14 protein-coding genes and 1 pseudogene are annotated in these 19,752 nt (G+C 73.3%); 5 read left to right on the top strand and 10 right to left on the bottom strand.

The genetic code is table 11. From position 1 onward, the window contains the following. Positions 1–20: 20 nt before the first annotated feature. Entirely contained in the window at positions 21–851 is an 831-nt protein-coding gene (locus R2S09_RS20355) for an aldo/keto reductase (protein ID WP_316742474.1), read from the bottom strand. A gap of 137 nt (positions 852–988) precedes the next feature. On the opposite strand from R2S09_RS20355, the gene R2S09_RS20350 reads away from it, so the two are divergent. After that, the gene (locus tag R2S09_RS20350; RefSeq protein ID WP_316742498.1) at positions 989–2,068 is read left to right on the top strand and encodes a LacI family DNA-binding transcriptional regulator; all 1,080 of its coding nucleotides are present in this window, start codon (positions 989–991) and stop codon (positions 2,066–2,068) included. Here R2S09_RS20350 and R2S09_RS20345 read toward each other — a convergent pair. From R2S09_RS20345 to R2S09_RS20330, 4 genes are read right to left on the bottom strand one after another with little or no spacing between them, the layout of a single operon-like run. Continuing rightward, positions 2,031–3,455 carry a glycoside hydrolase family 32 protein gene (locus R2S09_RS20345; protein ID WP_316742473.1) on the bottom strand — a complete coding sequence of 475 codons (1,425 nt, stop codon included), beginning with the start codon at positions 3,453–3,455 and terminating at the stop codon, positions 2,031–2,033. The two genes, R2S09_RS20350 and R2S09_RS20345, sit on opposite strands and share 38 nt — an antisense overlap. Continuing rightward, positions 3,452–4,306, bottom strand: a complete 855-nt coding sequence (locus R2S09_RS20340; protein ID WP_316742472.1) for a carbohydrate ABC transporter permease — start codon at positions 4,304–4,306, stop codon at positions 3,452–3,454. Before R2S09_RS20340 ends, R2S09_RS20345 begins: the two co-directional genes overlap by 4 nt. A gap of 14 nt (positions 4,307–4,320) precedes the next feature. Continuing rightward, on the bottom strand, positions 4,321–5,271 hold the full coding sequence (locus R2S09_RS20335; RefSeq protein ID WP_306189083.1) for a carbohydrate ABC transporter permease: 951 nt from the start codon (positions 5,269–5,271) through the stop codon (positions 4,321–4,323). Beyond that, a complete protein-coding gene (locus R2S09_RS20330; protein WP_316742471.1) occupies positions 5,268–6,677 on the bottom strand; it encodes an extracellular solute-binding protein in 1,410 nt (469 codons plus the stop codon). Before R2S09_RS20330 ends, R2S09_RS20335 begins: the two co-directional genes overlap by 4 nt. A 154-nt stretch (positions 6,678–6,831) precedes the next feature. On the opposite strand from R2S09_RS20330, the pseudogene R2S09_RS20325 reads away from it, so the two are divergent. After that, positions 6,832–8,434: pseudogene (locus R2S09_RS20325) on the top strand (glycoside hydrolase family 32 protein). 75 nt (positions 8,435–8,509) lie between these two features. Then, positions 8,510–9,532 (top strand): TauD/TfdA family dioxygenase, encoded by a 1,023-nt coding sequence (locus R2S09_RS20320; RefSeq protein ID WP_306189086.1) that lies wholly within the window; start codon positions 8,510–8,512, stop codon positions 9,530–9,532. 15 nt (positions 9,533–9,547) lie between these two features. Here R2S09_RS20320 and R2S09_RS20315 read toward each other — a convergent pair whose 3' ends face one another. Further along, complete coding sequence (locus R2S09_RS20315; RefSeq protein ID WP_316742469.1) at positions 9,548–11,050, bottom strand: metallophosphoesterase; 1,503 nt, start codon at positions 11,048–11,050, stop codon at positions 9,548–9,550. A 188-nt stretch (positions 11,051–11,238) separates the two neighbouring features. Next, positions 11,239–11,859 (bottom strand): L-threonylcarbamoyladenylate synthase, encoded by a 621-nt coding sequence (locus R2S09_RS20310; protein WP_030175341.1) that lies wholly within the window; start codon positions 11,857–11,859, stop codon positions 11,239–11,241. 582 nt (positions 11,860–12,441) lie between these two features. On the opposite strand from R2S09_RS20310, the gene R2S09_RS20305 reads away from it, so the two are divergent. After that, complete coding sequence (locus R2S09_RS20305) at positions 12,442–13,944, top strand: helix-turn-helix domain-containing protein (RefSeq protein ID WP_316742467.1); 1,503 nt, start codon at positions 12,442–12,444, stop codon at positions 13,942–13,944. 613 nt (positions 13,945–14,557) lie between these two features. Then, a complete protein-coding gene (locus tag R2S09_RS20300) occupies positions 14,558–15,949 on the top strand; it encodes an MFS transporter (protein WP_399144256.1) in 1,392 nt (463 codons plus the stop codon). Positions 15,950–16,007: 58 nt separating this feature from the next. Here R2S09_RS20300 and R2S09_RS20295 read toward each other — a convergent pair whose 3' ends face one another. From R2S09_RS20295 to R2S09_RS20285, 3 genes are all read right to left on the bottom strand, one after another. Beyond that, positions 16,008–17,123, bottom strand: a complete 1,116-nt coding sequence (locus R2S09_RS20295) for a PP2C family protein-serine/threonine phosphatase (protein WP_306189090.1) — start codon at positions 17,121–17,123, stop codon at positions 16,008–16,010. A 69-nt stretch (positions 17,124–17,192) separates the two neighbouring features. After that, on the bottom strand, positions 17,193–18,395 hold the full coding sequence (locus R2S09_RS20290) for a beta-1,3-glucanase family protein (protein ID WP_316742461.1): 1,203 nt from the start codon (positions 18,393–18,395) through the stop codon (positions 17,193–17,195). A 256-nt stretch (positions 18,396–18,651) separates the two neighbouring features. Then, entirely contained in the window at positions 18,652–19,530 is an 879-nt protein-coding gene (locus R2S09_RS20285; RefSeq protein WP_316742459.1) for a Gfo/Idh/MocA family oxidoreductase, read from the bottom strand. Positions 19,531–19,752: the final 222 nt, after the last annotated feature.

Here is a 19,752-nt window from a genome sequence, read left to right as displayed (position 1 = left end):
GCGACGCCGGGCCGCGCCGCTCAGAACTCCTCGTGCGTCTCCGGGTCCCCGCCCAGACGCCGCGGGGCCTCGTGCGTGAGCGCGTCGAACTGGTCGGGGGCGAGCTCGAAGCCGAAGAGGCCGAGGTTCTCCCGCTGCCGCCCCGGGTCCGCCGACTTGGGGACCGGGACCGCGCCGAGCTGGGTGTGCCGGCGCAGCACCGCCTGGCCGGGCGTCACACCGAGCGCCTCCGCGACCGCGACGACCGCCGGATCGTCCAGCAGCCCGGCACCCCGGCCCAGCGGGCTCCAGCTCTCGGTGACGATGCCCTTGTCCGCGTGGAAGGCGCGCAGTTCCTCCTGCGGGAGGAACGGGTGCGGCTCGATCTGGTTCACGGAGGGCAGGACCCCGGTCTCCATCTCCAGCCGCTCGATGTGCCCGCGGGTGAAGTTGGAGACGCCGATCGAGCGCACCAGGCCGTCCTCACGGAGCTTGATCATGGCCTTCCAGGAGTCCACGTACTTCCCGACGCGGGGGAGCGGCCAGTGGATGAGGTACAGGTCCACGTACTCGAGGCCGAGGCGCCGGCGGGACTCCTCGAAGGAGGCGAGCGTCTCCTCGTACCCGTGGTGCCGGCCGGGCAGCTTCGTCGTCACCACGATCTCCTCGCGGGGCACGTCACTGCGGGCGACCGCGCGGCCGACGCCCGTCTCGTTGCGGTAGTTGGCCGCCGTGTCGACCAGCCGGTAGCCCAGCCCCAGGGCGTCGTGCACGGCCCGCTCGGCCTCGGCGTCGTTCATGGGCCAGGTGCCCAGACCGACCGCGGGGATCCGCGTGCCGTCGTTCAGGGTGTGCGCCGGGATGCTGATCACGTCGGAACCTTCCCGTCGGCGGTGGCGTACGGCCAGTATGGGCGGCCCCTCCCGCCCGGCGCCGCCGGCTCCGTCGCCGATAGGGTGAGGGCGATCGACCGGACGGGCGGGGAACGGGGATGAGGACGGCGGACGGCATGGGCACCAGCGCCGAGGACAGGAACGGCACGGGCGGCGGGCGGCCCGCGTCCCGGCCCACGTCACGGGACGTCGCCCGGCTCGCCGGAGTCTCGCACACCGCCGTCTCCTTCGTGTTCAACGGCCGGGCCGAGGGCAACCTCTCGCCCGCCACCCAGGAGCGCATCCGGCAGGCCGCCGCCCGGCTCGGCTACCGTCCCGACCCCGTGGCACGCGGCCTGCGTCGCCGCCGTACGGCCGTGATCGGCCTGGTCACCGACGAGATCGCCTCCTCGCCTTTCGCGGGACGGCTGCTGCGCGGCGCCATGGAGACCGCCTGGGCCGAGGACCACCTCGTGCTCACCATCGACTCCGGCGGCGACCCGGCCAAGGAGGACGCGGCCGTCGCCGAACTCCTCGACCGGCGCGTCGACGGCATCATCTACGCGGCCATGTCGCTGCGCCGGGTCCGCGTCCCCGAGGGCCTGCACCGCACCCACTCCGTGCTGGCCAACTGCCTGCCCGAGGACGACTCGCTGCCCGCCGTCGTCCCCGCCGAGCGCGCCGGCGGCCGCAGTGCCGCCCGGCTCCTGCTCGACCAGGGGCACCGCAGGCTGGCGGTGGTCGGCGGGCTCGACGACATCGCGTCGGCGGAGCGGCTGCGCGGTTTCCGGGACGCGCTGCGCGCCGAGGGCATCACCGTGCCCCGGGACCGGGTGGTCCGCACCGGCGGCGAGATCTCCGGCGGCTTCGAGGGCGCGACCCGGCTGCTCGCCGGCACCGACCCACGGGAGCGCCCCACCGGCGTCTTCTGCTACAACGACCGGGTCGCGGCGGGCGTCCTGCACGCCGCGACCCGGCTGGGGATCGACGTACCCGCCGATCTGTCGGTGGTCGGCTACGACGACCAGGAGCACATGGCCGCCTTCCTCACCCCGCCGCTCACCTCGCTCGCCCTGCCGCACCGGGCGATGGGCGAGGCGGCGGCGCGGCTGCTCCTGGACGCCATCGGCACCGGCCGCACGCCGCCGGCCACCACGCGCCGCGTGGCCTGCCCGGTGGTCAGCCGTGCCTCGGTGGGACCAGCTCCCATCCGGTGACGGCGGCCGACGTGCCCTCGACCACCAGTTCGGCCACGTCGTCCGGCCGCCGGTAGACGCGTTCGGTGACCATGGCCCGGTCCTCGGCGAACAGTTCGACGAGCGAGCCGTCGACGAGGACGCGGACGGTGACCTCGCGCCGCCGCGGCAGACGCACCGTGATCGGGCCGGAGCCCTCGCGGCCCGCGCGGGGACGGGTGCCGCGGTCGAGGGTGACCGCTCCCGCGTCCGGGTCGATGCGGACCTTCAGGTCCGCGCGCCCGTCGGCGGACCGCAGCAGCGTCGCGGTCGTCCGGGCGCGCGCGGTGAGCGTCAGGTCGTACGCCTCCGGGAGCCGTACCGGGCGGTCCGGGCGGTCCGGTGCCGCGACGAACGGCTCGGCGGCGCGCAGCAGGTCCAGCTCCGGCGCCGGGGACACGCGCAGCGAGCCGTCCGGCCCGACGTCGACGACCCGCGGCGCGGTGAGGACCCCGGCCCAGCCGGCCCGCTCCACCTCGTCCTGTCCGCGCGCCTCCCACGACCAGCCCCACATCAGGGCCCGGTCATCCTCTTGCAGCACGGCGGGAGCGTAGAAGTCACGGCCGTGGTCGAGCCGGCCCGCGGCGCGCGCCTCGAAACGCGGCCCGCCGTCGGAAGACGCCGCCAGCGTCCCCGTCAGACAGCCGGTGGAGCAGGGGTCCCCGTCCCACAGCGACACGACCAGCATCCAGGTGCCGTCGGCGGTGCGCAGCAGCTGCGGGCACTCCCAGCCGACGGCCCCGTCGCCGAAGGCGTCCAGGGCGACCGGGTCGTGGCCGTCCAGGAACACCCCGGCGAAGTGCCAGCGGGTCAGGTCGTCGCAGTCGTAGAGCAGGACGGACGGCGTACCGCCGGCGTGTCCGGCGCCGACGAGGGCCCAGCGCCGTCCCGCGTGCCGGAAGACGAACGGGTCGCGGAACATCACCACGTCCAGGTCCTCCGGCGGTCCCGGCACCACGGGTTCGGGCAGCGGCCGCCAGTCCAGCAGCCGTGGGTCGTCCGGGTCGGCGGCCCGGGCCAGGCAGATCGCGCCCATACCGGTGTGATCGCGGTCGATGCCCGTGTAGACGGCGGTCGGTGTGCCCTCGTCGTCGACCACGCACCCCGACCAGCAGCCCGCCTCGTCGGGGCCGCCGGGCGTCGGCGTCAGGGCGGGGCGATGATGCTCCCAGTGGGCGAGGTCGGGACTGGAGGCGTGGCCCCAGTGGATGTTCCCGTGCACCGGAGCGTCCGGGTTGTGCTGGTAGAACAGGTGGTAGCGGCCGCGCCAGCGGAACGGACCGTTGGGGTCGTTGGTCCAGTGGGCGGCGGGACGGACCCGGAAGCGCGGGGCGTGCGGACCGGCGGTGGACGGAGCGGCGAGGCTCAACGGTTGACTCCTGCGGAGGTGATGCCCTCGCGGAGAGGGCGCTGGCCGACGACGAACACGGCGACGGTGGGGATCATCGACAGCACGACACCGGCGAGGACCACGGAGACGGAGCCGGTGCCGAGGTTGCCCTGGAGGGAGACCAGACCCAGCGGCAGCGTGTAGTTCTGGCCGGAGGTCTCCAGGATCAGCGGGCGGAAGAACTCGTTCCAGTGGTAGTTGAAGGCCAGCACGCCGACGATGGCGAGACCGGGCGCGGCCAGCGGGGCGTAGACGGAGCGGAAGACCCGCCAGGGGCCGGCGCCGTCCAGCATGGCCGCCTCGCCGAGATCCCTGGGCATGCCCAGGAAGTACTGCCGCATCAGGAAGGTGCCGAAGGCGGTCGGGAAGGCCGGGACGATCAGGCCGAGCAGGGTGTCGGTCAGGCCCATCGACTTCAGCACCAGGAACACCGGGACGATCGTGACCTGCAACGGCACCATCATGGTGGCCAGGACCAGCCCGAACAGCGGCTTCTTGAAGCGGAACTCCAGGCGGGCGAAGGCGTATCCGGCGAGCCCGGCGGTGACCATCTGGCCGGCCGCGATCAGCGCCGTCACCAGCGTGGAGTTCAGCGCGAGCAGCCACACGTCGAGCTGGTCGAAGACCCCGCGGTAGGCCGCGGCGCTGGGGTGGGTGGGGAAGATCCGCGGCGGCAGGTCGAAGGACTGGGCAGGGGTGCGCAGCGAGGTGGAGACGGTCCAGACGACCGGCCCGAGGGTCAAAAGGGCGCACACGGTCAGACCGGCGATCCGCGCCCACGGCGCGAGGGAGTGCCGGGCACGGCTGAGGGACAGGGTCGCTTGGCTCATGGGACTCACCCGGCTCACTGGTAGTGGACGAAGCGCCGGCTGAGCCGGAACTGCAGGACGGTGACCGCCATGATCAGCACGAAGAGCAGCACGCCCACCGCGGAGGCCTCGCCGAAGCGGAGCTGCTCGAAGGCCCTCTCGTAGATGACCATGACGACGGTGCGGGTGGCGTCGCCTGGCCCGCCATTGGTGAGGACGTACGGCTGCTCGAAGACCTGGAGCGCGTTGATGATGCCGACCACGGACGCGACGAGCAGGGTCGGCGACAGCAGCGGCAGGGTGACGGCCAGGTGCTTGCGCAGCCCCGTCGCCCCGTCGAGGGCCGCGGCCTCGTGGATCTCCTTGGGGATGTTGTTCAGACCGCCGACGAACAGCAGGAAGGAGAAGCCGAACTGCTGCCAGACGTAGACGAGGATCACGGTGGCCATCGCCGCGTGCTCCGAGGTCAGCCAGGGCACCGGGGCGACGCCGACCAGCCCGAGCAGCCAGTTCACGACCCCGAAGTCCTGGTTGAACAGGTACTTCATCACCACCGAGATGGACGCGGCGGACAGCACCAGCGGGAAGAAGAACGCCGAGCGGAACACCGAGCGCAGCCAGGTGGGCATCCGCCCGTTGAGCGTGAGGGCGAGGACGAGGGCGATCAGCAGTTGCAGGGCGACCGCGAGCACCATGAACACCAGCGTGTTGCGGAAGGACACCAGCACCGTGGAGTCGCCGAACACCTCACGGTAGTTGGCGCCGCCCGCGAAGGACGGGGAGTCGATCACGTCCCAGTGGAAGAGGCTGAGCACCACCGAGCCGGCGATCGGCACGACCGTGAAGACCACGATGCCGACGACCGTCGGGGCCAGGAACAGCGCGGCCAGCAGCCGGGTGCCCCGGTCACGGGCGGGGCGCCGGGCGGCGACCGCGGACGGGGCGGCCGGCCGGGGCCGTACGGCCGGGATCTGGATGTTCGTCATACGTCACGCTCCATGGCCTTCTCCAGGTCGTTCTGCATCCGGCGCAGCGCGGGGCGCACCGCGCGTGGGGAGGCGAGAGCCGTTCCGGTGTGCTTGAGCAGCACCTCCGTCACCTCCGCGACCTGGGGCGGGGCCGGTATGGGCCCGGTGTCGGGAAAGCGGTCGAGGGTGTCGTAGAAGACCCGCCAGTGCGCCGGACCGGTCTGCGCGTAGCGGGCCTCGGTCAGCATCGAACGCCGGGCCGGCGTCGTCTGGTTGGCGCGGAACAGCCGGGTCAGGGTGTCCCGGCGCACGGCGTACTTGATGAACTCCCAGGCCGCGTCCTGCTTCTTGGAGGTGCGCAGCAGCGCGTAGCCCGCGGCACCGAACTGGTGGCGCTGGGTGCGCCAGCGCGGGAAGTACTGCACGTCGTAGTCGGCCGGCCGCATCCCCGCCAGGTGCAGTCCGCCGGCCCAGAAACCGCCGGCCGGCGTGATCCCGACCCGGCCGGTGGAGAACACACCGACGAGGTTGCTGCCGTTGCCGCCCTCGGGGCGGGTGCACAGGTCCTCCTGGACCAGGGAGGCGAGATAGTCGTACGCCTCCTCCACCCGGGCGTCGGTGGCCTGCGGGGTGGTCCACCGGAAACCGCCACCCCGGCCCGCGCGCTGGGCGGCGGGGTAGAAGGTGTCCCACAGCCAGTTTCCGCCGGGCGCCTTGGACTCGGCGAGCAGATCGGTGCCGTTGGCGAACAGCCAGGGGACGACACCGCCCCACAGCCGGTTGGTCCAGAAGTACGGGGTGAAGTGGGAGTCGCCGGCACGCTTCAGCTGCCGCAGCAGCGCGGTGAAGTCGTCCCGGGTCCAGTCGGCCGGCGGCAACTCGGCCCCCGCCCGCTTCAGCACCTGCTTGTTGAGGTACATGTCGGCCGCGTTGAACTCGACCGGGAGCTGGTACAGGCTCCCCTCGTACATCATCGATTCCACCAGCGAGGGGTGGACGTCGGCGAAGTACTCGCGCAGCTCGGCCGCGTCCCGCTTCACCCAGTGGTCCAGCGGCACGCCGAGGCGCCGGGCGAACAGCTGGACGCCCTCGGTGGCGACGTAGACCAGGTCGGGGGCGGTGCCCGCGGCGATCTGGGTGAGGATCTTGGCGAAGAAGTCCGACCAGTCGACGGCCTGTACCGCGTTGACCCGCACGTCGATGTCGGGGTGCAGGGCGCGGAAGCCCTCGCGCATCGCGCGCACGGCGGCCGGGTCGAAGGCGGAGCCGAGGGTGGCGACGACGAGGGCGCCGTCGTCCCGGCCGGGGATGTCGGCTCCGGTGAGCCGGTCCCAGCTCGCGGCGGTGCCGGCCAGGGCGGCGGCCCCCGCGCCGTAGGCGCCGTACCGCAACAGGGTGCGCCGGGAGAGGTGCGAGTCGCTCATCGGGGATGCCTAACTCGTGTTAGATGTTCGGTGCCCAGATGATGGGAACGCCGCTCGGCCTCTGTCAAGGGTGGTGCGCCCCTTGATCTTTAACGAGTTAGGTCTACAGTCCTCCTGGTCCGTTCGAGCCGTCGCGACGAGAGGGGTCTTTGTGATGCGTGGGATGTCCAGGAGGGCACTGTTCGCAGGGTCGGCCGCCGGCGCGGCCGGCGCGCTGCTGCCCGCGGCGCCGTCCACGGCCACACCGGCAGCACCGGCTGCGCCGTCCCTACCCGCGGCATCGGTCGCACCGGCCACGAAGAAGCCGAAGTCCGAGGGGACCTGCGCGAGTTACCGTGCCGGCTACCACTTCACGGTCCCCGACCAGTGGAAGAACGACCCCCAGCGTCCCGTCTGGATCGACGGCGAGTACCACTACTACTACCTGTACAACGCGGACTACCTCGCCGGCGCCGTCGGCACCGCCTGGCGCCTGGCCACCAGCACCGACCTGGTCTCCTTCACCGACCGCGGGATCGCCGTGCCCAAGGACACCACGCTCAACGGGGACGTCTGGTCGGGCTCCGCCGTGGTGGACACGCACGACACCGCCGGTTTCGGCGCGGGCGCGGTGGTCGTCCTGGTCACCATGTCACCCGGCGGCGGCACCGACCACCAGGAGCAGTTCCTGTACTACTCCACCGACGGCGGCCGCACCTTCACCAACCACGGCACCGAACCGGTCCTGCCCAACCCCGGCGTGGCCGACTTCCGCGACCCGAAGGTGATCCGCGACGAGGAACGGGACCGCTGGGTGATGGCCCTCGCCCAGGGCCGCACCATCGGTCCACCACTCCGCGGACCTGAGGACGTGGACGTCCGCCGGGACGTTCACGCACGACGGGCTCGGCGTCCTGGAGTGCCCCGACCTGTTCCGCATCACCGCCGGCGACGGCACCGACAAGTGGGTCCTGGGCCTGAGCGCCAACGGCAAACCGGCCGGACTGCCCAACACCTACGCCTACTGGACGGGCTCCTTCGACGGCGGCTCCTTCACCGCCGACACGACCGAACCGCAGTGGCTCGACCACGGCTGGGACTGGTACGCCGCCGTCACCTTCGACAAGCACCGGCCGGACGGCACCCCCGACCCGCTCGCACGGTACGCGTTGGGCTGGCTCAACAACTGGGACTACGCCCACACGGCCCCCACCATCGACTGCGACGGCTTCAACGGCACCGACTCGATCGTCCGCGAGGTCACGCTCGAGCGCGACCCCTCGGGAACGTACTACCTGGCCTCCCGGCCCGTCGCCGCGCTGGACTCCTACGTCTCCCGGACGACGCACCTGGGCGACCTGACCGTCGACGGCACCCGCGTGCTCGACCACCGGGGCATCTCCTACGAGGTGAGCTGCGAGATCACCTGGGACCGGCTGACCGGAGCGGGCCTGCAACTGCGCCGCTCCCCGGACGGAAACCGCCACATCGACGCCGGACTCTGGGGCGACTACGCCTTCCTCAACCGCCGCGCCACCGTCAACCCCGACGTCTCCGGGGCCTGCCAGGAGAGCCGCACGCCCTTCGACCCCTCCGCGCGCACCGTCAGGCTGCGCATCCTGGTGGACCGCACCTCGGTGGAGATGTTCGTGGACGACGGCCGCCATGTGCACTCCACGGAGGTGTTCCCGTACCTGATCGACGACCGGCTGGCCCTGTTCGCCGTAGGCGGTACGGCCGTGTTCCGGAACACGGTGATACGGGAGTTCTCGGTGTAGCGGCGCCCTGTCGCAGCCCGCCGGAAAGCCTGTCACGATCTCCGTGGAACCTGACGGGCGACCATCGGAGCGCAGATGACCACGACGGGCACGGGCGGAGCGGGCGCGCAGGGGACCGCGGGCGCGCGGGGCGGCACCGAGGGGATCGAGGGCATCGAGAGCACCGAGGGCATCGAGGTGAAGCCGGTCGCCGGGCACATCGGCGCCGAGATCACCGGAGTGGATCTCGCCGCGGACCTCGACGACGCCGTGGTCGCGCGGATCCGGGCGGCGGTGCTGCGCTGGAAGGTGGTGTTCTTCCGCGGGCAGCGACTGGACCACGCGGCCCATGTGGCGTTCGCCCGCCGTTTCGGCGAGCCCGTGGTGCTGCGGAGGCGCGGCGGCGCGTCACCGCCGGACGTTCCCGAGGTGGAGACGACCGCCGACCGGCTGGAGCTGGGCGGGCGGTTCGGGATGGACCACGAGGAGTGGCTCCAGCGGCGCCGCCACACACTGCTGCGCGGCTGGCACTGCGACCACGGGGCGCGCGTCGACCCGCCCGCCGCGACCGTCCTGCGCGCCGAGACCGTCCCGCCCTACGGCGGCGACACCACCTGGTCCAACCTGGCCGCCGCCTACGCGGGACTGTCCGCCCCGGTCCGCGCGTTCGTCGACGGGCTGCGCGCCGAACACCGGCTCGGGGTCGGCTACCAGCCGCGGCCCGGCGACGACGCGTACGTCCGTCACCTGCTGGACCATCAGATCGCCACCGTGCACCCGCTGGTGCGCGTCCACCCGGAGACGGGGGAGCGGGTGCTGTTCGTCAACGGCTACTACGTCGAGCGGATCGAGGGCGTCTCCCGCGCCGAGAGCGCCGCGGTCCTTCAGATGCTGCTGGAACAGGCGGTCCGGCCCGAGTACACCGTCAGGTTCCGGTGGGAGCCGGGCAGCGTGGCCTTCTGGGACAACCGGGCCACCATCCACCTGGCGCCCAGCGACAACGCCCACCTCGGCTTCCCCCGGATCATGCACCGGGTGATGCTCTCGGGGGAGGTGCCGGTCGGGGTGGACGGAAAGGCCTCCGAGCCGATCACCGGAAGCGAGCCGGGCCGCTGGTGACGGACCGGGCGCAGCTCAGCGCAACGGAATGGTCACCTCGTCCTCGACCGGCGGGTCGAGCTCCTGGGCGAGGTTGCCGGTCGCGGCGAAGCAGCGCAGCCGGACCGCCTCCGGTGTGACGTCCAGACGCAGGAACGACTTGAAGAACGGCGGGCTGTACGTGGCCGAGCCCGGCGAGAACAGCCGGGTGTAGAGCTTGCGGACCGGCAGGCGGACGCGGGCCCTGCGGTCCGGGCGCCGGCCGGCGCCCAGCAGGCTCGCGATCAGGCGCACCCGCCGGGTGACCCGTACGGGGCCGCTCTGCGCACGGGTCAGGGGGATGCCGAGCCGTTCGGTGATGACCGCCATACCCTCGGCCTCGCTGATCGTGAACAGGCGGGGCATGCGCAGCCGGCGGCCGTAGAGCCTGCTGTAGAAGGCGAGGGAGTCGCCGCGCAGCGGATAGCAGCGGAAGTCGGACTCCGTGACGTTCCCGATCGACACGCGCGGGATGGTGTGGGTGGCGTGCATGAACGCGCCGCCGCCACCGGAGACCACGTACTGGACGGTGCGGCCGTCCACGTCCACCGGGTAGCGCTGGTAGTTGTGGATGTCGCCGCCTATCGCCGCCACGTAGTGGTGCTCCGGGGCGCGGACGATGTCGTCGACGGTACCGCCGCCCTCTATCGCGCAGGGGTGGTGCTCGCCGTCCACGTACAGGGGTGAGCCGGTGACGAGGATCTTCGGGCGGGGCCCCTGGGACACCTCCCGCAGCCAGGCGCCCTGCTCGGCGTCGATGGTGCCGAGCAGGCCGGTGTCGATGCCGACGATCCGCACCGGCCCGGCGTCGATCGCCCAGTACGGGCCCGGCTGGACGGCCTGCTGCCCCGGCGCGGAGCGCAGCTTCCGTGCGTCGGCCAGGCGCTGTTCGTCCGCCGGGCGCGGCCGGTGCCACAGCAGCGCACGCCACCAGGCGCGGCTCAGCGGGCGGGGCCTCGGTTCCGGGGCGAGCGGCGGGGCGTCGTCGCAGAAGACCCGCATGAAGGCGCCGAGGCCCTCGTACCAGTCGTGGTTGCCGGGGACGGCGTAGATCGGCGCCGGGTAGTCCCGGTAGGGCCGGAAGAACTTGGTGCCGTAGTCGTCCGTGCTGCCGACCGGGTAGTTCACGTCGCTGGCGATCACGGCGAACGCCGTGCCCTCGGAGGCCTTCAGGAAGCCGGGCACCACGGCGTACTGGGAGTCGTCGCCCTCGCCGGTGTCCCCGACGACCATGAAGGAGAAGCGATCCGCCTCCGTGCGCCGGATGACCTTGTCCGCCGGGGCCCCGGCCGCGGCCCGCTGGGCCACCCAGCGGCTCCGGACACGGCCCGTGGGGTCCCCGAACCAGGACGCGACCACGCCGTTGCGCGCGGCCCACAGCGTCCGGGGGTTCAGCCAGGACAGTTTCTCGACCCGGGCGGGCATGAGCTCCCGGTAGGTGCCGCGCTCGGCTGGGCTCCAGCCGGCGCCTTCGACGGTATCGCGTGAGGAGTCAGACACGCGGTGCACCGTAACAACGCCGTGGCCGCGCCGAGGAGGGGGCCCCGCGATCAGCGCACCCGCCATCCCGGGGCGAACTCCCCTGGTGACGCGGCCCGCTGACGTCCCGTGACCTTCGGCGCGGGGCCGTGCGAGGGGCCGCCGCACGCCACTGGGCGCGGTCCCGCGCCGGCCCCGTGGCCGTGGCGCTACTCGAACCGTGAGGTGTCGCCCGCGCCGCGCCGGACGATCTCGGCCTCGCCGCCGGAGAAGTCGATGACCGTGGTCGGCTCGGTGCCGCAGTCGCCCGAGTCGACCACCGCGTCCAGCACATGGTCGAGCCGGTCCTTGATCTCCCAGCCCTGGGTCATCGGCTCGTCCTCGTCGGGCAGCAGCAGCGTGCTGGACAGCAGCGGCTCGCCGAGCTCCGCGAGCAGCGCCTGGGCGACGACATGGTCGGGGATGCGCACCCCGACCGTCTTCTTCTTCGGGTGCTGCAGCATGCGCGGCACCTCGCGCGTGGCGGGCAGGATGAAGGTGTAACTGCCGGGTGTGGAGGCCTTGATCGCACGGAACACGTCGTTGTCGATGCGTACGAACTGGCCGAGCTGGGCGAAGTCCTGGCACACCAGCGTGAAGTGGTGCCGGTCGTCCAGCTGTCGGATCGCGCGGATCCGGTCGATGCCGTCGCGGCTGCCCAGCCGGCAGCCCAGGGCGTAACAGGAGTCGGTCGGATACGCGATCAACGCCCCTTCGCGCACGCCGTCGGCGACTTGGCGGATGGCGCGAGGCTGGGGGTTGTCCGGGTGCACGTCGAAGTACTTCGCCATCCGCCGAGCTTATGCCGTGCACCCGGCGGGCGCCGTGCAGACCGGCGTCCGGCCGTTCAGCGTGCCGTGCCTGGCGTCTCGTGCCTGTGCCGTGCCGTGCCTGGCGTCTCGTGCCTGTGCCGTGCCTCGTCTCGCGTCTCGTGCCTGGGCCGCGCCGCGGCATGCCTCGCGCCTGCGCTGCCTGCCTACGCCCCGCGCCCCGTGGCCGTTCACCGGGTCCGGTGACAGGTGTGATCGGCTCGGTGACAGGGTGCGGCGCGCCCGATGACACGTGCCACCCGCCCGCGGCTCGTGCGACACGCCGAAACGCCGTCAACTTCGCGTGCTTACGCGGCCCGTACCGGGGAACCAGAGCTGTGTACCGCTCGGAGGCTGCCCCCGGCCCCGGGCGTGCGGCTTCGCCGGCCGGTCACCTCCCCCCGTGCAGCGCCGGCGAAGCCCCTTCCTTCCTCCCGCGCTCCCCGCCGCCCCCGGCATGCGTCACAGCGCTCGGCCCGGGCGGTCGGCGAAGGGCGCTGGTAACGTCCCTGACCGAGAACGTCGAGGTCAGCGCGGCGCATGACGAGAGGGGCAGGGGCCGACATGGCCGGCCAGGAGGACGGTGCCGTCACGGCAGGCGGGCGGGAGAGCCGCCGTACGACATGGGCCGAGGAGCTCCTCGGCCAGCTGCGGCCGGCCGGGCGTGACGTGGGCAAGGTCGTGGCCTGGCTCGCCGAGGCCGTGCACGGCACGGCCTGCCTCCTGGACGGCAGCGGCGCGCTCCTCGCCGGCCGGCCCCTGCCGCCGGCCGAGGAACTGGTCGCGGACGTCGCCGCCGGCCGGTTCGCCTCCGCGGCGCTGGAGGACGAGGGGCGCCACCTGCGCGTGGTGCGCGTGGGGGACCCGCACTCGCCTCCGGCCGGCGTGCTGGCCGTCTCCCGCGCCGCGCCCTTCGACCGGGAGGCCGCCGACATGCTCAGCCACACGTCGGGAGTGGTCGAACTGCTGCTGCGCGCCCACGAGAGCGGTGAGGCCGGACGCCGGCTCCAGGAGGCCACGTCCGCGCTGCGGCTGGCGGTCCTGCAACTGCTGATGGTGGAGGACACCGTCTCGGCCCGCCGGGTGGCCGCCGGCCCGTGGCCCGGTCTCCTCGACACCGACACCGCGCACGTCTACGTCCTGGAGACGCATCGCGAGGAGCGCGAGCGGCTCACCGCCGACTGCCTGGACGCCACCGGCGGACAGGCCCTGGTCGTACGCTGCCCGGCGGTGGACGGCCATGTGATCGTGGTCGCCCCCGGCGAGACCACCGGCCCGGCTCTGCGCTCGCTGGTCGGCGGGCGCCCTCACACCTTCCTCGGCGGCAGCACCCGGCACAGTCTCGCCCGGACCGCGACGGCGTACGGGCAGGCGGTGAGCGCCCTCGCCCTGGCCCGGTTCCGCCCGGACGGCACGGCCGTGTACGCCGAGCGCACCCACCCCGAGCGCCTGATGGACGCCGGGGCGCTGCGCGCCTGGTCGGACCGGCTGCTGCGGCCGCTGGACGCCCTGCCCCACCACACCCGGGCCGAGCTGGTCGCCACCGCGCGGCTGGGGCTGGAGTTCACCGCGGTGAGCGCCGCGCGGATCCTCGGTGTGAGCCGCAACACCGTCCGCGCCCGGATGGAGCGGTTGGAGCGGTTGCTCGGCACCGACCTCTCCCCGCTGACCGTCCGGGCCGCTGTCCACCTGGCCCTGAACACCCAGGCGGGCCTCCGCGACGAGACCGCCGCCGTCCCCGCGCCGCGCGACCGCGCCGTACACCTCGGTGATCTGCTGTCCGGGCCGGCGCTGCGCACCTGGGCGCACGAGCTCCTCGGGCGGCTGGCGGCGGACTCACGGGACCTGCGCGGCACCCTGCGCGCCTGGATCGCCGCCGGCGGCAACGCCGAGCACGCCGCACGGCTGCTCGGAGTCCACGCGCAGACGGTGCGGGAGCATGTCCGTGGCGTCGAGCCCGTGCTGGAACGACGGCTCCTCGACACCGGCAGCGATCTGTACGAGGTCGTCCTGGCCCATCTCGTGGTGGGCGACCTGGAACCGCCCGCCCTCGACGGGCCCGTATGAGGACCACGAGGACGCCGGTGTGCACGAACGAGGGCATAGCGGACTCAGTTGTGCACGGGTGAGCCCTCCGGCCGGCCGAGAGGGCACCGGCGCGATGTCGACGGCTGCGGAGAGCGACGTAGGTTCGACACACCGCGGAGGCGGGACCGGGGCGGGGGACCGGTCCGGCCTCCACCGGACACAGGGACGGTACAGGGACGCATCTCACGGCGGAGCCTCGTCCCGTACGGCGGTGTGGTCCAGGTCTCTGTCCGCGGCGCGGCCTGTGAGGAACACCACCACACCGCGAACTCCCTTGCGGTGGACGTCGGTTGGGGTGCACACCGGCCACCGGGAGACGGTGTGATCGTCGACTGTCCCCTGTCTTGGGCGAAGATGGGCAGCCGCTGTGCCCGGCCACGTCTCACCGTCGAGCCGCCCCTGGCGGCACAGCACGGTAAGCCGTCCGGCCTCCTACAGAGAACGTCTTTCTGTGGCTTCTTCCACCACTGCTCCTTCCCCCCAGCCCTCGACCGCGCCGCGCCGCGTGCTCCTGCCTTCTCTCCGCCGCCCGGACCGCCGGGCGGCAGCCGGCGAGGACCGTGCCCCGTGGCGGTCGCTGCGCCACCGCAGCATGCGCTGGTGGTCGGCCGCCAACCTGGTGTCCAACGCCGGTACCTGGATGCAGCTGACCGCGCAGAACCTGCTGGTGCTCCACCTCACGGGCTCCGCGGCGGCGACCGGCCTCTCGCTGTCCGCACAGGCCGCGCCCGGGCTGCTCCTCGGACTCCTCGGCGGCGCCGCCGTCGACGCCTGGCCGCGCCGGCTCACCGCCTCGGTGAGCCAGGCCCTGCTCGCCCTGGTCGGCTTCCTCACCGCCGGGCTGGTCGTCACCGGCCACCTGACGGTGCCGATCCTGATGGTGCTCGCCGCCGTCACCGGACTGATCGCCACCGTCGACGCGCCCGCCTGCGCTCTGCTCGGCAACGATCTCGTGCCCACCAAGGACGTGCCCTCCTCGATCGCCCTGGGCTCGGTGGTGAGCGGGGCCGGCCGCGTGGGCGGAACCGCGCTGGCCGGCGTCGTGGTCGGCCTGTGGGGACCCGGAGCGGCGTACGCCGCCAACGGAGTGTCCTTCCTGGCCGTCGCCGCGGTGATCCCCTTTCTCCGCCCGCACCCCGAGGCAGGGCAGGCGCCGGCCGCGGCGCCCCGGCGGCGGAGGCGGACGGCCGACGGCTCCCGGCAGGACGCGGCCGCCGCGTCGCCCGCGCGGCAGGGCACCGGAGCGCGCGAGGGCATCGGCTTCTTCCTGCGCCGTCCGCGGCTCATGGCCCTGGCCGGCATCACCGCGCTCAGCAGCGTCTTCGGCCGGAACTACGGCCTGACCCTCGCCGTGCTGGTCACCGGACCGCTCGGCGGCGCCGCCGGGGCCTTCGGCACGGTCTCCAGCGTGCTCGCCGTGGGTGGTGTGGCGGGCGCGGTGCTCGCCGGACGCCTGCGCAGCCCCTCCGTACGCCTGGTGGGCGCCCTCGCCGCGTCCGGAGCCGTGCTCCAGATCGCCGCCGGTCTGTCCCCCGCCCTGTGGGTCCTGCTGCTGCTCGTCGCCCCGATGGCCGTGGTGGAGTCCGTCTCGGACACCGCCGGCACGACGGTCCTGCAGACCGACCCGCCGCCGCACATGCGCGGCCGGGTCCTCGGCGTGTGGCGCACGGCGAGCACCGGGTGGAGCCTCGTCGGCCCGCCGCTGCTGGGCCTGCTGATGCAGACCGCGGGGGCGAGGGGCGCCCTGGTGATCGGCGGCGTCCTCATCGCCGGCGCCATCGGCACCGGCGCCCTCCTGCGCGACCGCCGCGCACGCCGCGCACGCCGCGCCCCCGCGGAGCGTGCGGCCGGCGTGCTGCCGGTCACGATCAGCGGCACCGTACCGGCCGCGCGGCGCCCGGCGCCGTCGCGGCCCGTCCCCGCCGACTGCACCGCTCCCGGACACGGCGAGCTCTGCGCCGCGGGCTGCGCCGCTGCGGCCTGAACCAGCCCCATCGCTGCCGCCTGGACCGGCTCCATCGCTGCCGCCTGGACCGGCTCCGTCAGGGAGCGTCCGGCGGGCAGGGGGTCAGGACGAGCATGGTCACGTCGTCGCGGAGCGTGCCGCTGTGCGCCAGCAGATCGGCCAGCACATGACCGGCGAGAACGGCCGGGTCCCGGTCGGCGAGGCCGGGCAGGCGGTCCAGCAGAGGATAGAACGCGCCGTGGGCGTCCCTGGCCTCGGTGACCCCGTCCGAGGCCAGGAACAACATGTCACCCGGCCGCAGCGGCAGGACCTGCCCCTCCTGCTGCGGCACCCCGTCGGACAGGCCCAGACCCAGGGGTGTCCACGGCACGAGCTCGATCTCCGTGGCCTTCCCGTCCCGGAGCAGGACCGGGGGAGGATGGCCGCACGTCACCACCCGCACGGACCGCGCGTCGCCGGAGAACTCCAGCAGTGCCGCGGTCGCGAACAGCTCCGCGTTGCGCTTCTCCGCCGAGTCCACCACGAGCCGGCGGTCCAGGGCGGCGGCGACCGCCGTGAGGTCCGGCCGGTCGAGCACCGCCTCCCGGAAGCTCCCCAGCAGCGCGGCGACCGTGGACACCGCCGCCAGGCCGTGCCCCTGCACATCGCCCATGACCGCCCGTACGCCGTTCGCGGGGCCCCGGCGCACGTCGAAGAAGTCCCCGCCGACCAGCGTCCCGAGCTGCGCGGCCCGGTACAGGCCCGCGCACCGTACCGCACCGACCCGCTCGGGCAGCGGCGGGACGACGGCCCGCTGCGCGGCCTCGGCGACCATGCGCTCCAGGCTCAGCTGGGCGTCCCGGCGGGAGCGCACATAGGACAGGAACACGCTCAGCACGGCGACGAAACAGATCGTCTCCAGGTCGGTGTCGCCCGGGTGGTTCAGCCCGAACACCGGCACGGTGAGCAGGGCCACGACCACGCAGCCGAGCAGCGCGGTCGCCAGGGGACCGTACGACATCACGGCCAGCGGCGGGATCGCACCCAGCAGGAAGCCGATGTCGATCGGGTTCGGGCTCGCCAGCGTGGCCGAGCCCACGACCACGATCAGCGCGAGCGGCAGCAGCCGCACCCAGCGAGGCGGCGGCGCGCCTCGCAGCCAGCCCCGCTGGTGCGGATCCCGGCGCGCCGCCGGAACAGGCACCTTCACCACACCACCACGCTGCTACGCCCCCACCCCGGCCGCACGTCGAGACCCCCGGCGGAATCCAGAAGGCGGAATCTAGAAGGGGGTAAGGGTCAGACGGATGTCCGTGGGGGCCGTGTCCTGGATGTAGGAGGCGAAGTCCGCCACGTCGTCGAAGGCGAAGCCGTACGCCCTGCCGTCCGCGGTGGCCGCGTGCATGGCGGCGGCGTAGTGGTTGGTCACGGCGGTGCGGTAGAAGGAGGAGGCGTCGGTGACCGGCTGGGCGGCGGAGGCCAGCAGCGTGGAACGGTTGAAACCGGCACCGAGCACCGCCGCGACGGGACCGGTCGTCCCGTCGTTGGGCGCGGCGAGCGCGCCGTCGCAGAACAGCACGTCCCGGGTGGACGGCCGGTCGAAGGAGACGGCGGCCGGCCCCGCCAAGGTGAGCTTCCCGCCGCGCACCCGGCCGGTGAACGTGCCCGCCGCGGTGGCGACCGTGAGGTCCTTGCCCGTGTACGTGCTCCACACCTCGTCGATGTACGGGGCGAAGTAGTCCTTGGCGAACAGCCCGGCGTCCAGTCCGTGGCCCGGGGCGATCACCCGGGTGTCGTCCACGACCAGCTTCCCGAACCCCTCGGCCTGCCGCACGGCGGCGAACGCCGCCGCCCGCCCGCCGTCGCGCAGGGTGCCGGTCGTCTGGTCCCGGGCGCCGGTCAGGCGGATGCTCAGCGGCACGCTGAACATGTCGACCATGGTCGTGTTGCAGAACATGCCCGAGGCGTTGTACGTGAACTCGGCGCAGTCGTGCAGCACCGGATAGTTGGGGTCGGAGGACACCCAGCCCGCCGGGTACTGCAGGGCGGGGTTGCCGGCCCCGTCGGTGACGGCCCGCAGCTTGAGCTTCTGCCCGAGGGAGACGTAGATCCGGCCGGACATCCGCGGCAGGGACAGCCGTGTCTCGCCGCTGCCGGCCAGCGGTATCGCGTAGTCGGTGAAGCCGTCCGCGCCGTTGTCCGAGACGGCGATCGGCGCGAGCGTGCCCTCCGGCGTGACCCTGACCTGCCGGCCGTCCCGGTTGCCCACGATGTACACGTGGACGGAGGCGTTGCCGAAGGAACCGGTGTTGTTGACGATCGTCAGCGGAAGGGTGTCCGCGGCCGTGGCCGCGGTGGTCCGCGACGTCGTCCCCGCCAGGGCGTGCGGGGCGATCACGGCGGCGGCGGGCGCGCCCACCGCCACGCCGCCGAGAGCGGCGAGGAACTTCCTGCGGCCGTGGGTGCGCTGATGGCGAGGGGCCATGTGGGGGTGCCTCCTTGGAGCGACACGTGCATGGGGGGGAGCGACGGCGGCAGGTGGTGAGAGCGCTCTCACCGCCGTCGGGGTCCCCGATGCTACGCAGCGCCGCGGAACGCGCAACCGCCGCGGCGCCGGCCCAAAGTTCTTGAATCCGCGCCTACTTGGGTAACGCGGTCGGCGGCGACCGGCGCTTAATCCGCGCTTAAGAGCCCCTTAATCCTGTGTGGGCGCCCGCCCGCTCGGCCTTCCGCACCACCCTTCAGCGCGCCAGCAGTGACTCCGCCGCCGCGAGGATCTCCGTGACCCGCAGGCCGAACGCGGCGTCGCACGGATGCGGGCGGCCGGTGCGCGCGGCGGTGAGCAGCGCGTCGGCGGCCCGGGCGAGGGAGTCGACCGCCTCCTCGGAACTCTCGGGAAGGGTGGTCACCCCCGCCGCGCCCCGCAGTTCCACGGCGGCCCCTGCCGCCGCCGGCGGCGCGGTGAGGCTCAGGGTCAGGGTGCTCGAGGCGCCGCCGGTGTGCTCGAGGACCACGTGCACGGTGTCCCCGGGCCCGTGCGCGGCGGCAGAGACCCGGCGTACGTCGCCCAGTACCGGCAGCAGCACCGACAACGCGTGCGGGCCCACGTCCCACAGGGCGCCCTTCTCCCGCCGCCACGGCGAGTCGGAGAAGGGGCTGTCATCGGTGAACACCGCGCCCAGCCACTGCGCCCGCGCCGTGAACCAGCCCTCCTGCTCCGCCTGCGACGCGATCCAGGACTCCGGCCCGGTCTGGAACCGGGTGGTGAAGAAGACCACCGAGGCCACCTGGGCCTCCCGGGCCGCCTCGACCACGGCGCGGCCCTGGACCACCGTCGTGGCCAGGGGTTTGTCCAGCAGCAGATGACACCCGGAGCGCGCGGCACGCACCGCCAGATCGGCCTGCACGTCCGGTGGGAGGGCGACGGCGACCGCGTCCACCTCGGCCAGCAGGGCGTCCACATCGTCGTAGGCGCGGGTGCCGTGGCGTCCGGCCAGCTCCTTGGCGGCGTCCGCCCGCCGTCCCCACACGCCGGCGAACTCCAGTTCGCCGTGCCCGCTCAGGGCGGGAGCGTGGACCATCCGGGCCCAGGGGCCGGTGCCGAGCAGTCCTATGCGCATACCGCTGCCTCTCCGTGGTGTCGAACGAGGGGACGGAACCGGGTCCGCCCCTCCCGGCCTTTCGTGACCGAGCGTGTCACAGCGGCGGGGACGCCGGACAGGCCGAGCACCGCAAGTCCGTTCGAAAACAGCCCTGTTGAGAACCTCGTCGAGCGCCTTCCGAAGTGAAGACTTCGTGACGATCGGGCAGTTCGGGCGGATGTTCCGTGCTGTCGTTCGTTC

Source organism: Streptomyces sp. MK7 (genome assembly GCF_032658145.1).
GTDB lineage: Bacteria > Actinomycetota > Actinomycetes > Streptomycetales > Streptomycetaceae > Streptomyces > Streptomyces spiralis.
This window is presented reverse-complemented; position numbering and strand designations above follow the sequence as displayed.